This window comes from Leptolyngbya sp. 'hensonii' (assembly GCF_001939115.1).
In the GTDB taxonomy this organism is placed as follows: Bacteria; Cyanobacteriota; Cyanobacteriia.
The window spans coordinates 166,862-181,483 of sequence record NZ_MQTZ01000017.1 but is presented as its reverse complement, the minus strand read 5'-3'; the positions used below and the strand labels follow the sequence as shown (position 1 = coordinate 181,483).

Below are 14,622 nucleotides of genomic sequence, written 5' to 3'. Positions count from 1 at the left end.
ACCCATGCAATTAAGGAAGTAAATCATGAGCATTGAAATTAATTCATCAGAACTTTGGCCAGATAGCTCTTCGGTAGAGGTGCAGGCTGTCATTCGAGCTGTTTATCGACAAGTGCTAGGTAATCCGCATGTGATGGAGAGTGAACGGCAGGTCGCTGCTGAATCCCAGTTAAGCGATCGCAGCATTTCTGTGCGTGAATTTGTGCGGGCTGTTGGGAAATCTGATTTTTACCGTTCCCGATATTTTGAGACCTGCGCTCCCTATCGCTTCGTGGAATTGAATTTCATGCACTTTTTAGGACGGCCTCCCCAGTCCCAGGCTGAGGTTTCAGAGCATATCGTGCGCTGCATTGAAGAAGGATACGATGCAGAAATCGATTCGTACCTTGATAGTGACGAGTACCAGACTAAGTTTGGTGAGCATATCGTCCCCTACAATCAAGGTGCAAAAACTGCAGTGGGTCAAAGCCAGATCACTTACAACCGAATGTTTGCACTGGATCGGGGCTACTCTCAAGTAAATAGTGCCGTCAAGTCTTCTCAATTGGTGTATGCGATTGCGACTAACAGCAGCAACAGAATTGCACCAGCTAGCACTAATTTAGGTGGTTCAGGAGAGGCCAGCAAGAAGAAATTTAAGATTCTTGTGCGGGGCTCCAGGTTTGACAGTCCCCGGCGGATCAGTACTACAACATACCTGGTTTCTGGGGACAATATGACCCCGCAAATTCAGCGCATTAATCGGACATCTGGAACGATCGTCAGTATTACTGAAGTGACCTAATCCAGACTTGATCTGAGTCACTCTGATGATCTGATATCTGGTTTTTCCAGTGACATAACGATGATGCCGTCCCTGTGATCCTGGCAGATGATGATCTCTAAAATCTCCCTACGATTCCTCCTACTCCCTTTCCTGCTCTAGCTGTTCAGTTAGGGCAGGTTCTCTATCGCAAGACGTGATTCTACGTATGAAATGCTCGGTTCGAAGTCATCTGATGCTTCCCACCCTGGAAATGCTGCCACCTGCTGCTCAAAAGAAGATTCAGTCCTGGATTCGAAGTCGCCATGTAATTTGCTCAGGGAACTTCTTTGTCTTTGAAACAGTAGATTATTCAGCTCTGGAGCGATTCAGTCACTGTATTTCAGTCTTGGGAGGCAGCGTGATTTCTGTGGATCCAGTTGGCAAGATTTGGATGAGCGATCGTCGCCAGGTGATTGTATATCATGCCAGAGCCAGCTTGCATACCCCTCATCATGACTTGAAACAGTATTGGATCAAACACGGTAGTTTCCGGACGAGATTTGATCAACGAGTTTAATCCATGGACACCTGAATCAGAAGGCAGTTCATGTTGCTTCAGTGTTGTAGAGAAAGATGAGTGATGACTCAATTCTCTTTAACCCATTGCAGTTTGGTCAACTGCATCCAGACCGTTCCTTAAGAATGTAATTCATCTTTTAAGCTTGGGAGTACTGTGATGTCGATTCCTCTCTTAGAATACGAACCTTTATCTCGTAACCATCGAGTGGAGGGGTTTGAAGTACCCGGTGATGAACAACCCAGAATTTATACCACCAGTAATCTCCTGTCTCCTGTGGATATGGATGTCTTGATCCAGGCAGCTTACCGCCAGATTTATAATGAGCAACAGATGCTGGCCTACCATCGTCAGCGTTTTTTGGAGTCCCAACTGCGAGTGGGGCAAATCACCGTTAAGGACTTTATTCGAGGACTGGCCACTTCTGATTCCTTCCGACGACTGGTTTATGAGAGCAATAATAACTACCGTTGCGTTGAGATTTGCATTCAGCGAATTCTGGGTCGCAGCGTTTATAACAATCAGGAAAAGCTCGCCTGGTCGATTGTTCTGGCTACCAAGGGACTACAGAGTTTTATTGATGCCTTGCTGAGTAGTGAAGAATACCTGGACAACTTTGGAGATAACACGGTTCCCTATCAACGCCGACGGATTCTCCCCCAACGGACTCAAGGTGAGCTGCCTTTTGCCCGGATGGCTCGTTACGGCACTGATTATCGGGATAAATTGCCCAAGCCAATTCTGATGGGTAGGAAAGGCGCTGCTCGTCTGGATTACTATCGTTGGGACTGGCAAAAGAATCCGCCCCAACTGCTCCAGAAAATTGGGCAGGGTACGATTGGGCTTGGGGTTGCAATCCTTGTGATTATGTTTCTATCCATCCTGATTGGGTTCTAGGGGCCGTGAATTTTTACAGCCCATTGCATGGGCTGTAAAGCTGCGTGGTTTAAGAAGGGGCATGGCATCGCTCTGCCCCCTCAGGGTTTGACTCATCCAAGTGGTTTAATCCATCATGGGCTCACTCTTGTATCAATGTTTGGCTTGAGTGCGACAACTGTAGTTTTCATGACCATGGGCTTTGGCGTTCTAGTCCTGGCGATTGTTTGCTGGTATTTCAGCCAGGAAGTCCTGCGACGGCGACGGGCTGAGGTGCTGCTGTTGCGCCAAACAGATCGAGAACGCTTGATCCATCAGATCGCCCAGCACATTCGCCAGTCTCTGGATCTGGATGAAGTGTTGAAGACCACAGTCGAGGAAGTTCAGCAGTTTCTGGGTGCCGATCGGGTTCTGCTGTATCGCCTCTGGGATGATGGCACTGGTTCTGCCATTTATGAAACCGTCTTACCCCCCTATCCTCGGGTCTTAGGGCAAACCTTCCCAGAGGAGGTGTTTCCTGTGGAGTATCATCAGGCTTACTCCCTGGGAAAAACCCGCGCCATTATGAATGTCGAACAAGCTGATGTCCAGCCTTGCCTGGCAGAGTTTGTCCGGCAGTTTGGGGTGAAAGCAAAATTGGTTGTTCCTATTATCCAGGAAAATCGCCATCAGCCAGCAGGCTATTCTCTAGATTCAAGATCTGCTGCTCCCTATCTCTGGGGGCTGTTAATTGCCCATCAGTGTAACCGTCCCCGCAAGTGGGAAATCTGGGAGCTAGAGTTGATGCAACAACTGGCAACCCAGGTTGCTATTGCCATCCAACAGTCTGAACTCTATAACCAGCTGCAGCAACTCAATGCAGGTCTGGAACTGCGGGTACAGGATCGGACTGCAGAACTGGCAACAGCCAATCATTCCCTGCAGGAGGAAATTTTAGAGCGGCAACGGACCGAAGTGGCTCTACGCCACACCAATGAGACCCTGCAAGCCCTGGTTCAGGCATCTCCCCGGGCTATCTTTATGCTGGACCTAGAGGGGCGGGTGAAGATCTGGAATCCGGCAGCTGAGCGCATGTTTGGGTGGACTGAGGTAGAGGTGATGGATTGTCCCAATCCCATCTGTTTGGATGATCCCCAGGCGGATCAGACTGCCCTGCAAACCAGTGTGCTGCAGGGAAAGACTTACACCCGGATGGAATTACGCTGTCATCGTCGAGATGGAATACCCATTGATATCAGCTTCTCGGCTGCGCCTCTCCCGGACAGTGATGGTCAAATTCGAGGCATTGTCGCTGTGATTGCTGACATCACTGAGCAAAAGCGGCAAGCTGAACAGGTGCGCCTGTTGCAATCTGTCGTAGTCAACACGAATGATGCCGTGATCATCACGGAAGCAGAACCTATTTCGGAACCTGGACCCCGGATTATCTATGTGAATGAGGCGTTTACTCGCATCACGGGTTACCAACCGGAGGAGGTTCTGGGCAAGACTCCCCGGTTATTGCAGGGACCTAAAACTGATGGTGTTATACTGCAGCAGGTACGCACAGCCCTGACGCATTGGGAACCGATTACAGTAGAGGTGATTAACTACCGTAAAGATGGGACGGAGTTTTGGAATGAATTTAGTATTGTCCCAGTTGCCGATAAACAGGGCCGCTACACCCACTGGATCGCCGTGCAGCGAGATACAACAGGGCGGAAGCAGGTGGAGCAAGCTCTGCGTCAAAGTGAAGAGCGGTTTCGATCGCTGATTGAAAACGCGCTGGATATCATCATGATTCTTGACCCGGAGGGCACCATTCATTATGTCAGCCCATCAGCAGAGAAAGTGCTGGGCTACCCCGCTGCAACTCTGGTCGGGCGTACTTTGCTGGAACTGGTTCACCCTGAAGATTGGGTGACCACAAACAGCCTGATGCAGGCATGCCTGAGACAAAGGGGACAGCAAACGCATTTGACCTGTCCGATTGAGAGCCGATATCGCCATCAAGATAGTTCCTGGCGAATGATGGAAGCGATCGCCCAGGCTTATACAGATAGCACGGCTATTCTCCGGATCATTGTCACTGCTCGGGATATTACGGAGCGCAAGCGGCTGGATGAAGTCAGATTAGCCCTGGAACGGGAAAAAGAACTGAGTGCTTTAAAGACACGGTTCTTCTCCATGGCTTCCCATGAATTTCGGACTCCTCTCAGTACTGCTCTGGCTGCAGCACAGCTTTTGGAAACCTGTCAGGACGAATGGAATCACTCCGAGAAGCGACTCCGAAATCTTCATAGAATTCAGGATTCTGTCAGGAATATGGTGCAATTGCTGGATGATATCTTGACCATCAATCGTGCTGAGACGGGGAAACTAGAATTTAATCCCCAACTCCTGGATGTGGAAAGGTATTGTCGCCAGTTTGTTGAAGAGATGCAACTCAGTGCTGGGGGGCAGTACAGTCTTACAGTTACCTGTCAAGGCTCATCGACACCGGCTTATCTGGATAGTAAGCTTTTGAGATCAATTCTGTCTAATTTACTGTCTAATGCCATCAAATATTCTCCCCAGGGAGGGATGATTGGTCTCACCCTGGAGTTTGAGCCCGCTCAGGTCTTGCTTCAGGTTATCGATCAGGGGATTGGTATTCCCATTGATGATCAGAAGCGGTTGTTTGAACCCTTTTATCGAGGCAAGAATGTTCGGACCATTCCTGGGACTGGTTTGGGCTTGGTCGTGGTCAAGAAGTGTGTGGATTTGCACCAAGGCACGATTCAGGTGATGAGCGAAGTGGGTCGGGGAACAACCTGCCTGGTTACCCTCCCCTTACGGTAAGTGGCCCTGGACCCTGAATCATCCCATGTCGTCATTTTTTAGCAGCAGGAATCCCTCTCACCCTGAACAAATCAACAACGTTGGGGCAATAGATCGGCAATCCAAAAGTACCCGGATTCGTCACGGTTTTGTGAGTGAAATGCCGGTATTGCAGGGAGAAGAAATCCCATTCCGCCACCTGAAACCGGAGCACCTTCATCAGGGTGCTGGCCAGCCAGAAAGAGAGGGGAATCCGAAAATAGGTCCGTAAACCCATGTAGGCACAGACTTCATCGATCGCCTGATTCACATAAGTCCGCTGATTGCCCAGCACATACTGACGAATTCCCTCCTGCTCCCCATCTGGCCCTGGTTCAGCAGGATGTTTGAGAAGGTACCTTATGACCTGGGCAATATCTCGACCATGGATGAAGTGGAAACTGCCATCTGCTCCCAGAAAGCGGATTAACCAGAGCCAGCGAACCACCTCCGGCAAACCGGCAGAGATATGGGAGTAAGGCTTCTGCTCATCTCCTCCGAAGACCAGGGTGGGAAAGACCACCGTTAGACGAGGTGCGATCGCCAAGTTTGCCAACTGTTGATGACAGGCATATTTTGTTTTGATGTAGTCCGTCCCAATCTCACCCGCTGCCTGAAGCGGTTCATTATTTCGATCCAGAATACTGGCAGTTGAGAAGTAAATCACCTGTTGACAAACTTCCGGGTTCAGCAGATTCAGCAGCCGGATCGTTTTGACCACATTGATGTCATAGGTCTCTTGAGGATCTCCCCAGGCTGTCGCCGCCAGCACAGCAGCATCCATTGTTTGCAGCAAATCAGCAAACTCTTCAATCTGCCGCATGTCCCCCTGCAGGATGGTGATACCGGGACGGGCATTGTAATCGAACTTTAATTTATCCGGATTCCTGACCAACAAAAACAGCTCATCCTCTGTTTCTTGAATCAATGCTTCAGCCATATAGTGACCAATACAGCCACTCGCACCAGTCAGGAAAATACGTTGGGACATAGATATAGTGATCTACCGCAAAACAGCAAAAAACGCAGGGTGTAGAGCAGACCCTCTGCACCTCTGCGGTTATTTTAGCCCTATCTAATCAACCGTTACCTGCACCAGACGCAAAGTCCTCTCTGCCTTCTCCGCGCCTCTGCAGTGTTCTCGCCGATCGCTAAACCGGCATCGCCAGCAATTTATCCAACTGCTTCGCCGTTTCAAAGAAGAAGGCGACATTCTCCTCTGGCGTGCTGGGCAGCACCCCATGACCCAGGTTAAAGATATGCCGGTGGTTGCCCGCCTTCCGCACCGTATCAAAGATCCGATCGCGAATGAAATCCTGCGACCCAAACAGAGCACAGGGATCCATATTGCCCTGCACCCCCACCTCAGACCCCAGACGCCGACGGGCATCCGCCATATCCACAGTCCAATCGACGCTGACAATATCTGCACCCGACTGGGCCATCCGTTCCAGAATCCCGGCACTGCCATTGATATAGAGGATGAGGGGGGTGTCTGGGTGGGTGGCCTTCACCTGCCGAAAAACGCGCTGCTGATAGGGGAGTGCAAAGACATCGTAATCTTGAGGACTCAGTTGACCAGCCCAGGAATCAAACATCTGCACCACCTGGGCTCCACAATCAATCTGATAACGGACATAAATGGCGATCGCATCCGCTAGCTTTTCCAGAAATGCATGCAAAATCTGAGGAGCTGAGAAAGCCATCCGTTTAATCACAGCGTAATCTTTGGAGCTCTTACCTTCGATCGCATAGGCGGCCAGAGTCCAGGGGGCACCGACAAAACCCAGCACCGTGGCTTGATTGCCCACTTCCTGACGCAGGGTTTGGAGAATCGTTCGGATGAAGGGGAGGGAAGTTTCCGGGTCGAGGGCATGGAGTTGTTCGATCTGCTCCATGGAGCGGATGGGAGGGTCAATGATCGGCCCCCGGCTCTCGACGATGTCAAAAGGGATGCCCATGCCTGGCAGGGGGGTCAGAATATCGGAGAAGAGGATCACCCCATCGGGTTGAAAGGCCCGGAAGGGTTGCAGCGAGATTTCAATGGCCAGATCGGGATTTTCCGAACGTTCCCGGAACGAGGGGTACTTATCTCGTAAGTCTCGATACACCTTCATATAGCGACCTGCCTGACGCATCATCCAAACGGGCGGACGATCGACTTTTTCACCACGGGCAGCCCGCAAAAGATGAGGAACTTGAGATAAGGTCGCCATTGAAAACGTTCTCCGATAAAAATATTAACTATGTAACGTGAATGTTACATCCCATGAGGATTTCACACCTGTTGCCGGATCAGATTATACAGCGATTGCGGGGACACATTTTTGCTCAGGAAGACTGTTACAGAAGTTCAAAATATGATTCAAAAAGTCTTGATCCGGTCTGGTTTAAGGCTGATGAATAGGAACCTGATCTAGCTTGCAGGTTTTGCATGGTTAAGGTTGCGTTTTGCATTGATTTTCACCCTCTGGCAGGAATGCAAACAAGCGCTAAATTTTGTACTTTTAAATACAGAAAAACATTATGCTTGTATGCATCTAGTTTTTTCCTGTCGTCTATTAAATACCTTGGGCTGCGCACTTATGGCTAATCTCTTACACTTCAACCAGTTCGCCCTGGCCTATAAACATCGGAATAATATCCTCGACTCCCTGAGCCATCGCGCCGAAATTGCTAAAGCGAATAATAATACGCAACTGTTGGAATTGTTGGAACAGGAACGACGGCAGCTCGTGGTTGAGAAGACCCAGGTTGCTGGTTCCTCTCTGGTCGAAAAACTGGGTCGTCTGCGGCGGAGTCTGATGCAAGCGATCGCCCCCGATGCTGGGCTGCAGGTCCGTCAGGTGATGGACGAAGCAGGGGGGAACTGGTGGTATGCCTATGATCCGCAAACCGGCGAAGCCGTTTACGCTGAGACGGAAACAGAACTGAATCAGTGGTTGAAAATCCACTATCAGGGTAAGTAGTGATTTGGTGAATTCAGGGAATCTCCTGGCCTGCAGGACTATTTACTGTCCATCCCTGGGGAGATGAGGCAGGGGAGTGGTGAGCAGCAGAGGATGTTTCACATCTCCCCATTTCTGGCCCTGCTGCAGTCTGACCTGGACGATCGTGGCTGCGATGGTCTCAGACACGATCACCTGGGCGGCGGTGAGCTGACCCAGGTGACGGGCCTGACGATACTGGTAAGACTGGCAGAGTCCTCGATCGAGGGTACGGGCAAGGTTCTCAGGGGGCTGGGAGGCTCGATCCAGGAGCAGGACGTAATGGGGTGTGGGGTGTAACACTGATACTAGGCTCTGGTAGCTCGTATCAGGGAGATCCAGGGTGGTCAAAACATCCCGCACAAAGTCTTCGTGGAGCTTCTCCCCCACCAGATCACTGAGGGGTTGATCGCGTCCCAGGAACTCCAGGCAGGGTGTGGCTTTGTACTGGTGGGTTGCTCGCACCCGATCGCCCAGGCGATATCGGTAGAGTCCTCCCTTCTGGGAAAGAATAACACTGTAGGGAGTCCCCATCTCCAGCTCATGGAGTAGATGAATCCGGTTGTCGGCATCGGCAAATTCCAGAAAGACCTCATCCAGCAGCGGCAGAAAGCCCCTGGCCTGGATCAGCGGCACCGTGATCGGGGCCTCGGTGGCCAGCAGTCCCTTTCCCTGGACCAGCACATCGGGGAAAAGTTGGCGCAGCACTGCGGCCCGATCAGCAGCATGGACACTATCCCAACAGGAAATCAATTTCAGCTTGGGCCAGAGGGTGGTCCAAGGGAGGGGGGATGCTCCCAACAGGCCCAAACGATCGGGGGAGAGTTTTCCCTGGAGCTCCGACTGGAGTTCGGTTCTGTGGGCCTGGATGTAATGCAGGAGGACCTGTAAAAAACTGGGGCTCCAGATGGAAATGATTTCCAGATTCACGTCCTGGAGTAAGGCCAGACAGAGCTGATGTTTGAACTGCTCTGGGTCTTGGAGCCGGGTCAGACCTGGTGGCATCACCAGAAACGGCTTTAGCAGCCAGCGAAGCCAGGGATCGAGATACTCAGAGTCATCTGCTAGACCGATGGAAAGATCCCCAGAGGGGGGATCATTCAGTTGAGGGGAAATGCAGAAGTAGGCTTTGCCGCTGGCAAAGGGGGGGCCATGGGAGAGCAGATCATGGGCCCAGATGCAGAATAGGTGATTAAAAGATCGGCGTAGCGATCGGGTGTAGGGAATCCACTTGGCCGGTCCCCGACTCCCCGACGTTTTTTCGTAAAAGAGGATGGGTTCTGGAGTCAGGATAGGTGCTGTATTGCCCTGTTGTCGCTGGATCCAGGGGGCCATCTCGTCATAGTCCACGATCGGGATCTGGGACCAATCTGCCACAGACTGCACTCCCAGGGCCTGACCATATTGGCTGGCGAGGAGGCGATCGCAGATCTGACGCTGGACCCTCCCTTGAGCCTGCTGAGGGTGCTCCAGAGCCTGATGAAATCCCTGGGCCACCGGGGCCAGGGCCATTCTCAGCAGGGAGGCCACCAGAGACAAGGATTAAGATTCTCCCTGTGGAGTTGCTAACAGAGGTTTTTCACTCATCATCCCCATCTCCTCCATCCGTCTCGTTACTATAGGTTGTCTGATCCGTTACCGAGGCTTCCTGGACTTTTGTATTCAGATACAGGTGACTGGCGATTGGCACGGAAGTTCCAGCCTCAATTTCCACCCCTGGACCGATGTAGGAGCCTGACCCCAGGAATGCCTCACTGCCGATTTTGATTCGCCGCACGTACAGCATCAGATTCTGGCGACGGGGTTTGATGATATGGGAGCAGAGGGCAATCTGGTAGCCAAAGATAACCCGATCGCCGATCTCCAGCAGGCTGCGATCGGCAATCTCCAGTTTGGGGGTCCAGTAGACCGATCGACCGATGCGTGCCCCCCAGAGACGCAACCACAGGGAGAAAGCGCCGGGAATCAGTCTGAGGATGCTTTCCAGGGCTGGAAATGCAATGTATAAACTCTGGATCTGGTGACTACCCCACCAGGGTGAATAGGTCGGCCCGATCAAATCACTGATCCCTTCTTGCAGGGGATAGAAAACGTTGTGCAGGCGGAAGACGAGCAGGGGAAAACCATAGAAGCTAAACAGCAGGGCCAGGATACTGAGAACACCGGGGGCAATACAAAGGTAGAGAAAAGCAACTGCGATCGTCACCAGCACGAACGCCGGAAAGAAGCTGAGAATTCGGCTGAGGAAGGTCATGGAAAGGGCCAGAACAGCTTGCGTATCAACGGTAACTCAGGGAACAGGGTAGCAGAGGAAAGGAGGGAGAGCCGATCGGTCCCATGCAACCGGTCCCACAGCTTTAGATTGGCCCCGTAATACCCTGGGCTCAGGGTAGGGTCATGGTGCAGGGTATGATCCTGGGGCAGAATTAGCCAGGGAGAGAGAAATCCCCCCACCGGTGAATCGCTAGCAGGGTTGAGCTCACTGTGTCGCCACAGGTCCAACATTGCGGTCAGACTCACCCCGACCAGGTAGCCTCTGGGGTCTTGCAGCAGGTAGAGGGCCAGGGTATGCACCCACAGGTACAGAATCAGAAAACTGCTCCCCAGACTGTTGCGGGAGGTGCCCAGCACATCCATCTGGGTGACAGTGTGGTGCACCTGATGCCAGGGCCAGAGCCAGCGGGTATGCAGCAGCCGATGGTTCCAATAGTAGAGATAATCCACCAACACAAAACTGAGGAGAAAAGCAAGGCTGCCTGGTATGACGACAATACCTTGTAAAGTGGGCCAGAGGCTTTGGTAAAGACGGTACACCACCGTGATCTGCAGCAGGGGAATCACCAGACCCTGTAGACCCAGGCCCACCAGATCCAGCACCCAATCTTCCCAGGATTTTGTGCGGAAGCGAGTCAGGGAGCGATCGTGCACGAGCGTCAGAGCGATCAGGGACACAAAGGCGAAGAAGATAACCATGGCACCAACTGGGATGAACCTTACGGTCCGTGCGTTGCGGACAGGGTTCTCACTAGATCCACGATCGCGGGCGTGAGATTGGCCAGAACGACCACGGATGCTGTAGCCATGATAATGGTGGTGGCCATTCTCACCATGCCATCCGTTCCCTTTTGATACATACTAAAGCGATAGTTCAACTTCTCTACTTTCTCTATACCGTCATACCCAGAAGGTCACCTCCACCCTCTGGTTTGGCAGGGTACGGGGGTCCTGACCCCGGGCGATCGCGGCGCGAATGGATTCCACAAAGACATGAATGGTGTCGGCAGACGTGTGGCAGAACTGCTGGCCATAGCGGGCGATCGTCTCTTGTTGCAGACCTAAAATGGCCATGTCCTGATGAATGATATGTTGGGCTGTCCAGTAAACAAAAGGGCGGGCCAGTTTGTTCCAGAGGCCGTAGTTGAATGTTACATCCGTATAGACGAGGGTGGAGTCTGCGGTCTCCGGGATGGATTGGCTGGTGATGAACAGTCGGCGTCGGGGCCCCAGATTGTACTCCACGCTGGTGATATTGGGCATGTGGAACTCGTCTGTATGCTGGATCGGATGTCCATTCCAGTTGAGAAAGGGGCGATACCAGCCCAGGTTAGTGGTTTCGTTGCGATAGACCACGAAGACGGAGCCATTGCGCCGTTCCACAGTCATGTCCAGTTTCTGGCGGTGGGGGGTGCGAAACACGCCGGGATGGACCGAAACTGTATGGGGAATATCGATGAAGTTCTCGGCGCAGTTGGTGACAGAGTTGGAGAAGCGATTAATCACACGGACTGTTTCCCAACCGGGCTGTTGGTAGAACGGCAGGGCAAAGGGGCGGAAGACTTCTGGAGGAGAGGGGGCCAGCCGCACATAAACGTAACCATCCTGTTCACAGGTGTCATAGCGAACGGCCTGTCGTGGGGGAGAGGGACTGTAATGGTCCCCTTCCGCAGGCACGGCAACCACGGTGCCAGTCTGGTCATAGACCCAACCATGGTAAGGGCAATGGAGTTGGCCCCGGCAGACCGTGCCAGGGGAGAGGCGGCTGTTGCGGTGCAGGCAACGATCGCGCAGGGCAACGGGCTGCCCGTCTGGTCCCCGAAATAGAGCCAGCCATTCATCCAGAATGACCCGACTCAACACCCGATTGGGTTTCAAGTCCCGCTCTAGAGCAGCCACGTACCAAAAGTCTGCAAATTGCATGGCAAGGGTGGTCAAACAGCGTCCAAAGTTGAGAGGGAACGATCGCTCACATCCAGGCTCCTATGCTGGAGAAATGGGTCCACACCAGGGGCACACAGGCTTTGCAAATAGACTCAATGTGGCGCTGATCGGTTCCACAACATCCTCCCAGTATAGTCAGATGGGGTAATTGCTCTCTCAGGTCACGGTACTGCTGGGCCAACTCTTCTGGATTGCCATCGTCCAGCTCTGTGGCCTCATTCAGTTCCGCGTGACTTTTCGCAGAGGCATTGCCCCGGAGGCCCCGAATCCGCCCTACCCAGGGCTCACCCCGGCTCAACAAAGCCTCGAAATGGGTGGGATGGGCACAGTTGATCATGTAATAGGCTGGCCCCTGATCGGTAATGGCATCAACCTGAGCGATCGCATCTGCCAGAGGCTGTCCCGTAGGCAGGTTTCCATCGGTTTCAACGGTGAAGGAAATGGCCACCGGCATCCCGGTGAACTGGGCCGCCTGGACAATCCCGATCGCCTCTTCCACATAGTTCATGGTCATGGCCGTGACTAGGTCTGCCCCGGCTTCCCAGAAGGTGGTGATCTGGTCCTGGTGGTAGACTGCGGCTTCACCGATGGTCATGGCCTCAGATGGGATGTAGCCATCGCCACGGGGACCCAGGCAGCCGCTGATCACCATGGGGCTACGAACGGTCTCGTATTCGGTGCGAATTTGATGGAGCAGGGCGATCGACCGTCGATTCATTTCTGCCAGGGTGGCCCGATCATAGCCAAGTTTTGTGCCCCAGTCTGGGTTGGCTCGCCAGGTGGCGCTTTCCAGGACTAGCCCCATCCCATAGGTTTGGGCGAGGACAGCGTAGCTCTGGAAGTATTGTCGCAGGGCTTGATAGCCGGTCTGATGTTTGAGCAAGTCAAAGGCGGCAAAATCTGGTAAATCCCAGCCTTGATGGAAGATGAGGGTGGTCTCAAGGCCCCCGTCAGTGATAAACAGGCTATTCGAAAGTTGCGGTAATTGGTGTCTGTAGCGTGTCATGAGGGTCACTCCTGTAGAGAGTAATGGGTAGGGATAAGGGAGAAGGCATTCTGTCTAGGAGTCATGGCAGGCAAGAAGAGGCATTGTGTGCCATGACTGTGGGGATTATTGCGGCTGGCGGAGCATGGGGAACAGGGTGGGGGATGTGCCTGCCTGAATTGTCCCCAGGAGCGCGAAGCCATGCCGCTGGTAAAGGGGAATGTTGGCTGGGTTTGAGGATTCCAGATAGGCTGGGATACGATCGCGATCGCAATACTGTAGAACATGCTGTAGCAAGGCTGAACCATAGCCCTGGCCCTGGGAGGTGGGTTCAACCCCGATCAGGGGTAGATACCAGTGGGGGGGGTGGGGATGATAGTGATCCATCTGTTCGAACAGGCCAAATACGTCTGCCTGCTCTGGCTCAAAAACACTGTGGCGCACTAGTTCGAACAGGGGCTCTGCATCCAGTTCCACCCCTGGGGAAAACCAGAGGGCTGTACCAGCATAGGTGTTGATGGAATAGGCAGTTCCCTGGTCAAAGGCTTTTCCCCCAAATGCCTGAACAAAGCGGGGGAAATGGGTCAGATACTGATAGGCGTCTGGATACATCCAGCGGACGATCGGATCCTGACTGAAGGCTAGGACCAGGGTCGCAATCACATATTTTTGATCGATCGGTCTGGCGATGCGCATCTGGGGCGCTGCAGTGGGGCGATGAGTCGGGGTGAGATCAAATTGGGTCTGAAACATGGGGTTTCTCCGATGCAGCCTGCTAATTTGGACTGCTGACCCTAAGCTACCGATCGTCGCGATTCGAAACTGCTGCCAGAGCGATCCCCCCTCTGGATCGGCAGGCCATTGTCGGCATTAGGGCAACAACAGACGGGCTGACCAGACCCGATCGAAGGCAATGCCAACCTTGTGTTGAGTTTGCCGCACGGATTCTGCATCGGCAGCATTGAGTTCACAAATGACCCGGGTGCGATCAAGGGAAATGTAGGACTGAATCCACTCAATTCCCCGTTCAGCATAACAATTGAGGGTTTTGTGATTGGCATCATTCCAGGCTTCCACGCTGATGGGAGGATAGGTGCCTTCAATGACTTTCAGTTTCGATTCCTGGCGTTGAGGGAGCCCCCCTGCAGGTTGAATCAGCTCCCCGCTCCAGATGCAACTGAAGAACCCGCCACCCTTGCGATAGGATTCCCGCACGGATTCTGCATCGGGAGCCTCGAAGGTGCAGATCATGCGTCGCCGATCGGTGGACAAAAGGGAATAACGCCAGGTGCTGTGACGTTCTGCCAGACAGGCCAGGACTCTTAGATCCGTCTCTGTGGGGTTTTCTGGGGTCAAGGGATAGTCCGCCAGGGTTTCTACAATCACAAATGCCATA

Annotated in this window: 15 protein-coding genes; 5 read left to right on the top strand and 10 right to left on the bottom strand. The window is 52.8% G+C overall.

The features are described 5' to 3' along the window. Window positions 1-25: 25 nt before the first annotated feature. The 4 genes from BST81_RS06370 to BST81_RS06355 all read left to right on the top strand — a co-directional run bounded on the left by BST81_RS06370 (window position 26) and on the right by BST81_RS06355 (window position 5,018). Window positions 26-784: a phycobilisome rod-core linker polypeptide gene (locus BST81_RS06370; protein WP_143780244.1), complete on the top strand. Its 759-nt coding sequence runs from the start codon at window positions 26-28 to the stop codon at window positions 782-784. A gap of 214 nt (window positions 785-998) precedes the next feature. After that, window positions 999-1,322, top strand: a complete 324-nt coding sequence (locus tag BST81_RS06365) for a CpeR family transcriptional regulator (RefSeq protein WP_075597695.1) — start codon at window positions 999-1,001, stop codon at window positions 1,320-1,322. A gap of 159 nt (window positions 1,323-1,481) precedes the next feature. Then, window positions 1,482-2,219: a phycobilisome rod-core linker polypeptide gene (locus tag BST81_RS06360; protein ID WP_075597694.1), complete on the top strand. Its 738-nt coding sequence runs from the start codon at window positions 1,482-1,484 to the stop codon at window positions 2,217-2,219. Between the two features lie 168 nt (window positions 2,220-2,387). Beyond that, on the top strand, window positions 2,388-5,018 hold the full coding sequence (locus BST81_RS06355) for a PAS domain S-box protein (RefSeq protein ID WP_216351233.1): 2,631 nt from the start codon (window positions 2,388-2,390) through the stop codon (window positions 5,016-5,018). Window positions 5,019-5,049: 31 nt separating this feature from the next. Here the strand turns inward: BST81_RS06355 and BST81_RS06350 are convergent, their stop codons facing one another. Both BST81_RS06350 and hemE read right to left on the bottom strand, forming a co-directional pair. Next, the gene (locus tag BST81_RS06350) at window positions 5,050-6,027 is read right to left on the bottom strand and encodes an NAD(P)-dependent oxidoreductase (RefSeq protein ID WP_075597692.1); all 978 of its coding nucleotides are present in this window, start codon (window positions 6,025-6,027) and stop codon (window positions 5,050-5,052) included. Window positions 6,028-6,187: 160 nt separating this feature from the next. Next, the gene (gene hemE, locus BST81_RS06345) at window positions 6,188-7,252 is read right to left on the bottom strand and encodes a uroporphyrinogen decarboxylase (protein WP_075597691.1); all 1,065 of its coding nucleotides are present in this window, start codon (window positions 7,250-7,252) and stop codon (window positions 6,188-6,190) included. Between the two features lie 369 nt (window positions 7,253-7,621). Between hemE and BST81_RS06340 the strand changes: the two genes are divergently transcribed. After that, window positions 7,622-8,005, top strand: coding sequence for a hypothetical protein (locus BST81_RS06340; RefSeq protein WP_075597690.1), 384 nt, complete (start codon window positions 7,622-7,624; stop codon window positions 8,003-8,005). A 42-nt stretch (window positions 8,006-8,047) separates the two neighbouring features. Here the strand turns inward: BST81_RS06340 and BST81_RS06335 are convergent, their stop codons facing one another. From BST81_RS06335 to BST81_RS06305, 8 genes are all read right to left on the bottom strand, one after another. Then, window positions 8,048-9,553 (bottom strand): GH3 auxin-responsive promoter family protein, encoded by a 1,506-nt coding sequence (locus tag BST81_RS06335; RefSeq protein ID WP_253188108.1) that lies wholly within the window; start codon window positions 9,551-9,553, stop codon window positions 8,048-8,050. Window positions 9,554-9,602: 49 nt separating this feature from the next. Continuing rightward, on the bottom strand, window positions 9,603-10,277 hold the full coding sequence (locus BST81_RS06330; protein ID WP_075597689.1) for an acyl transferase: 675 nt from the start codon (window positions 10,275-10,277) through the stop codon (window positions 9,603-9,605). Further along, window positions 10,274-10,996, bottom strand: a complete 723-nt coding sequence (locus tag BST81_RS06325) for a sterol desaturase family protein (protein ID WP_075597688.1) — start codon at window positions 10,994-10,996, stop codon at window positions 10,274-10,276. Before BST81_RS06325 ends, BST81_RS06330 begins: the two co-directional genes overlap by 4 nt. Window positions 10,997-11,016: 20 nt before the next feature. Next, complete coding sequence (locus tag BST81_RS27940) at window positions 11,017-11,175, bottom strand: hypothetical protein (protein WP_216351232.1); 159 nt, start codon at window positions 11,173-11,175, stop codon at window positions 11,017-11,019. 22 nt (window positions 11,176-11,197) lie between these two features. Continuing rightward, the gene (locus BST81_RS06320; RefSeq protein WP_075597687.1) at window positions 11,198-12,220 is read right to left on the bottom strand and encodes an aromatic ring-hydroxylating dioxygenase subunit alpha; all 1,023 of its coding nucleotides are present in this window, start codon (window positions 12,218-12,220) and stop codon (window positions 11,198-11,200) included. 46 nt (window positions 12,221-12,266) lie between these two features. Next, on the bottom strand, window positions 12,267-13,247 hold the full coding sequence (locus BST81_RS06315) for a homocysteine S-methyltransferase family protein (protein ID WP_075597686.1): 981 nt from the start codon (window positions 13,245-13,247) through the stop codon (window positions 12,267-12,269). A gap of 105 nt (window positions 13,248-13,352) precedes the next feature. Further along, window positions 13,353-13,979, bottom strand: coding sequence for a GNAT family N-acetyltransferase (locus BST81_RS06310; protein ID WP_075597685.1), 627 nt, complete (start codon window positions 13,977-13,979; stop codon window positions 13,353-13,355). Window positions 13,980-14,096: 117 nt separating this feature from the next. Beyond that, window positions 14,097-14,621: a DUF4242 domain-containing protein gene (locus tag BST81_RS06305; protein ID WP_075597684.1), complete on the bottom strand. Its 525-nt coding sequence runs from the start codon at window positions 14,619-14,621 to the stop codon at window positions 14,097-14,099. Window position 14,622 lies beyond the last annotated feature (1 nt).

Coding starts and splice junctions, on each gene's coding strand:
- BST81_RS06310 (WP_075597685.1), bottom strand. CDS start 13,979: ATGTTTCAGACCCAATTTGATCTCACCCCGACTCATCGCCCCACTGCA.
- BST81_RS06370 (WP_143780244.1), top strand. CDS start 26: ATGAGCATTGAAATTAATTCATCAGAACTTTGGCCAGATAGCTCTTCG.
- BST81_RS06315 (WP_075597686.1), bottom strand. CDS start 13,247: ATGACACGCTACAGACACCAATTACCGCAACTTTCGAATAGCCTGTTT.
- BST81_RS06355 (WP_216351233.1), top strand. CDS start 2,388: ATGACCATGGGCTTTGGCGTTCTAGTCCTGGCGATTGTTTGCTGGTAT.
- BST81_RS06340 (WP_075597690.1), top strand. CDS start 7,622: ATGGCTAATCTCTTACACTTCAACCAGTTCGCCCTGGCCTATAAACAT.
- BST81_RS06330 (WP_075597689.1), bottom strand. CDS start 10,277: ATGACCTTCCTCAGCCGAATTCTCAGCTTCTTTCCGGCGTTCGTGCTG.
- BST81_RS06320 (WP_075597687.1), bottom strand. CDS start 12,220: ATGCAATTTGCAGACTTTTGGTACGTGGCTGCTCTAGAGCGGGACTTG.
- hemE (WP_075597691.1), bottom strand. CDS start 7,252: ATGGCGACCTTATCTCAAGTTCCTCATCTTTTGCGGGCTGCCCGTGGT.
- BST81_RS06350 (WP_075597692.1), bottom strand. CDS start 6,027: ATGTCCCAACGTATTTTCCTGACTGGTGCGAGTGGCTGTATTGGTCAC.
- BST81_RS06325 (WP_075597688.1), bottom strand. CDS start 10,996: ATGGTTATCTTCTTCGCCTTTGTGTCCCTGATCGCTCTGACGCTCGTG.
- BST81_RS06365 (WP_075597695.1), top strand. CDS start 999: ATGCTTCCCACCCTGGAAATGCTGCCACCTGCTGCTCAAAAGAAGATT.
- BST81_RS06360 (WP_075597694.1), top strand. CDS start 1,482: ATGTCGATTCCTCTCTTAGAATACGAACCTTTATCTCGTAACCATCGA.
- BST81_RS06305 (WP_075597684.1), bottom strand. CDS start 14,621: ATGGCATTTGTGATTGTAGAAACCCTGGCGGACTATCCCTTGACCCCA.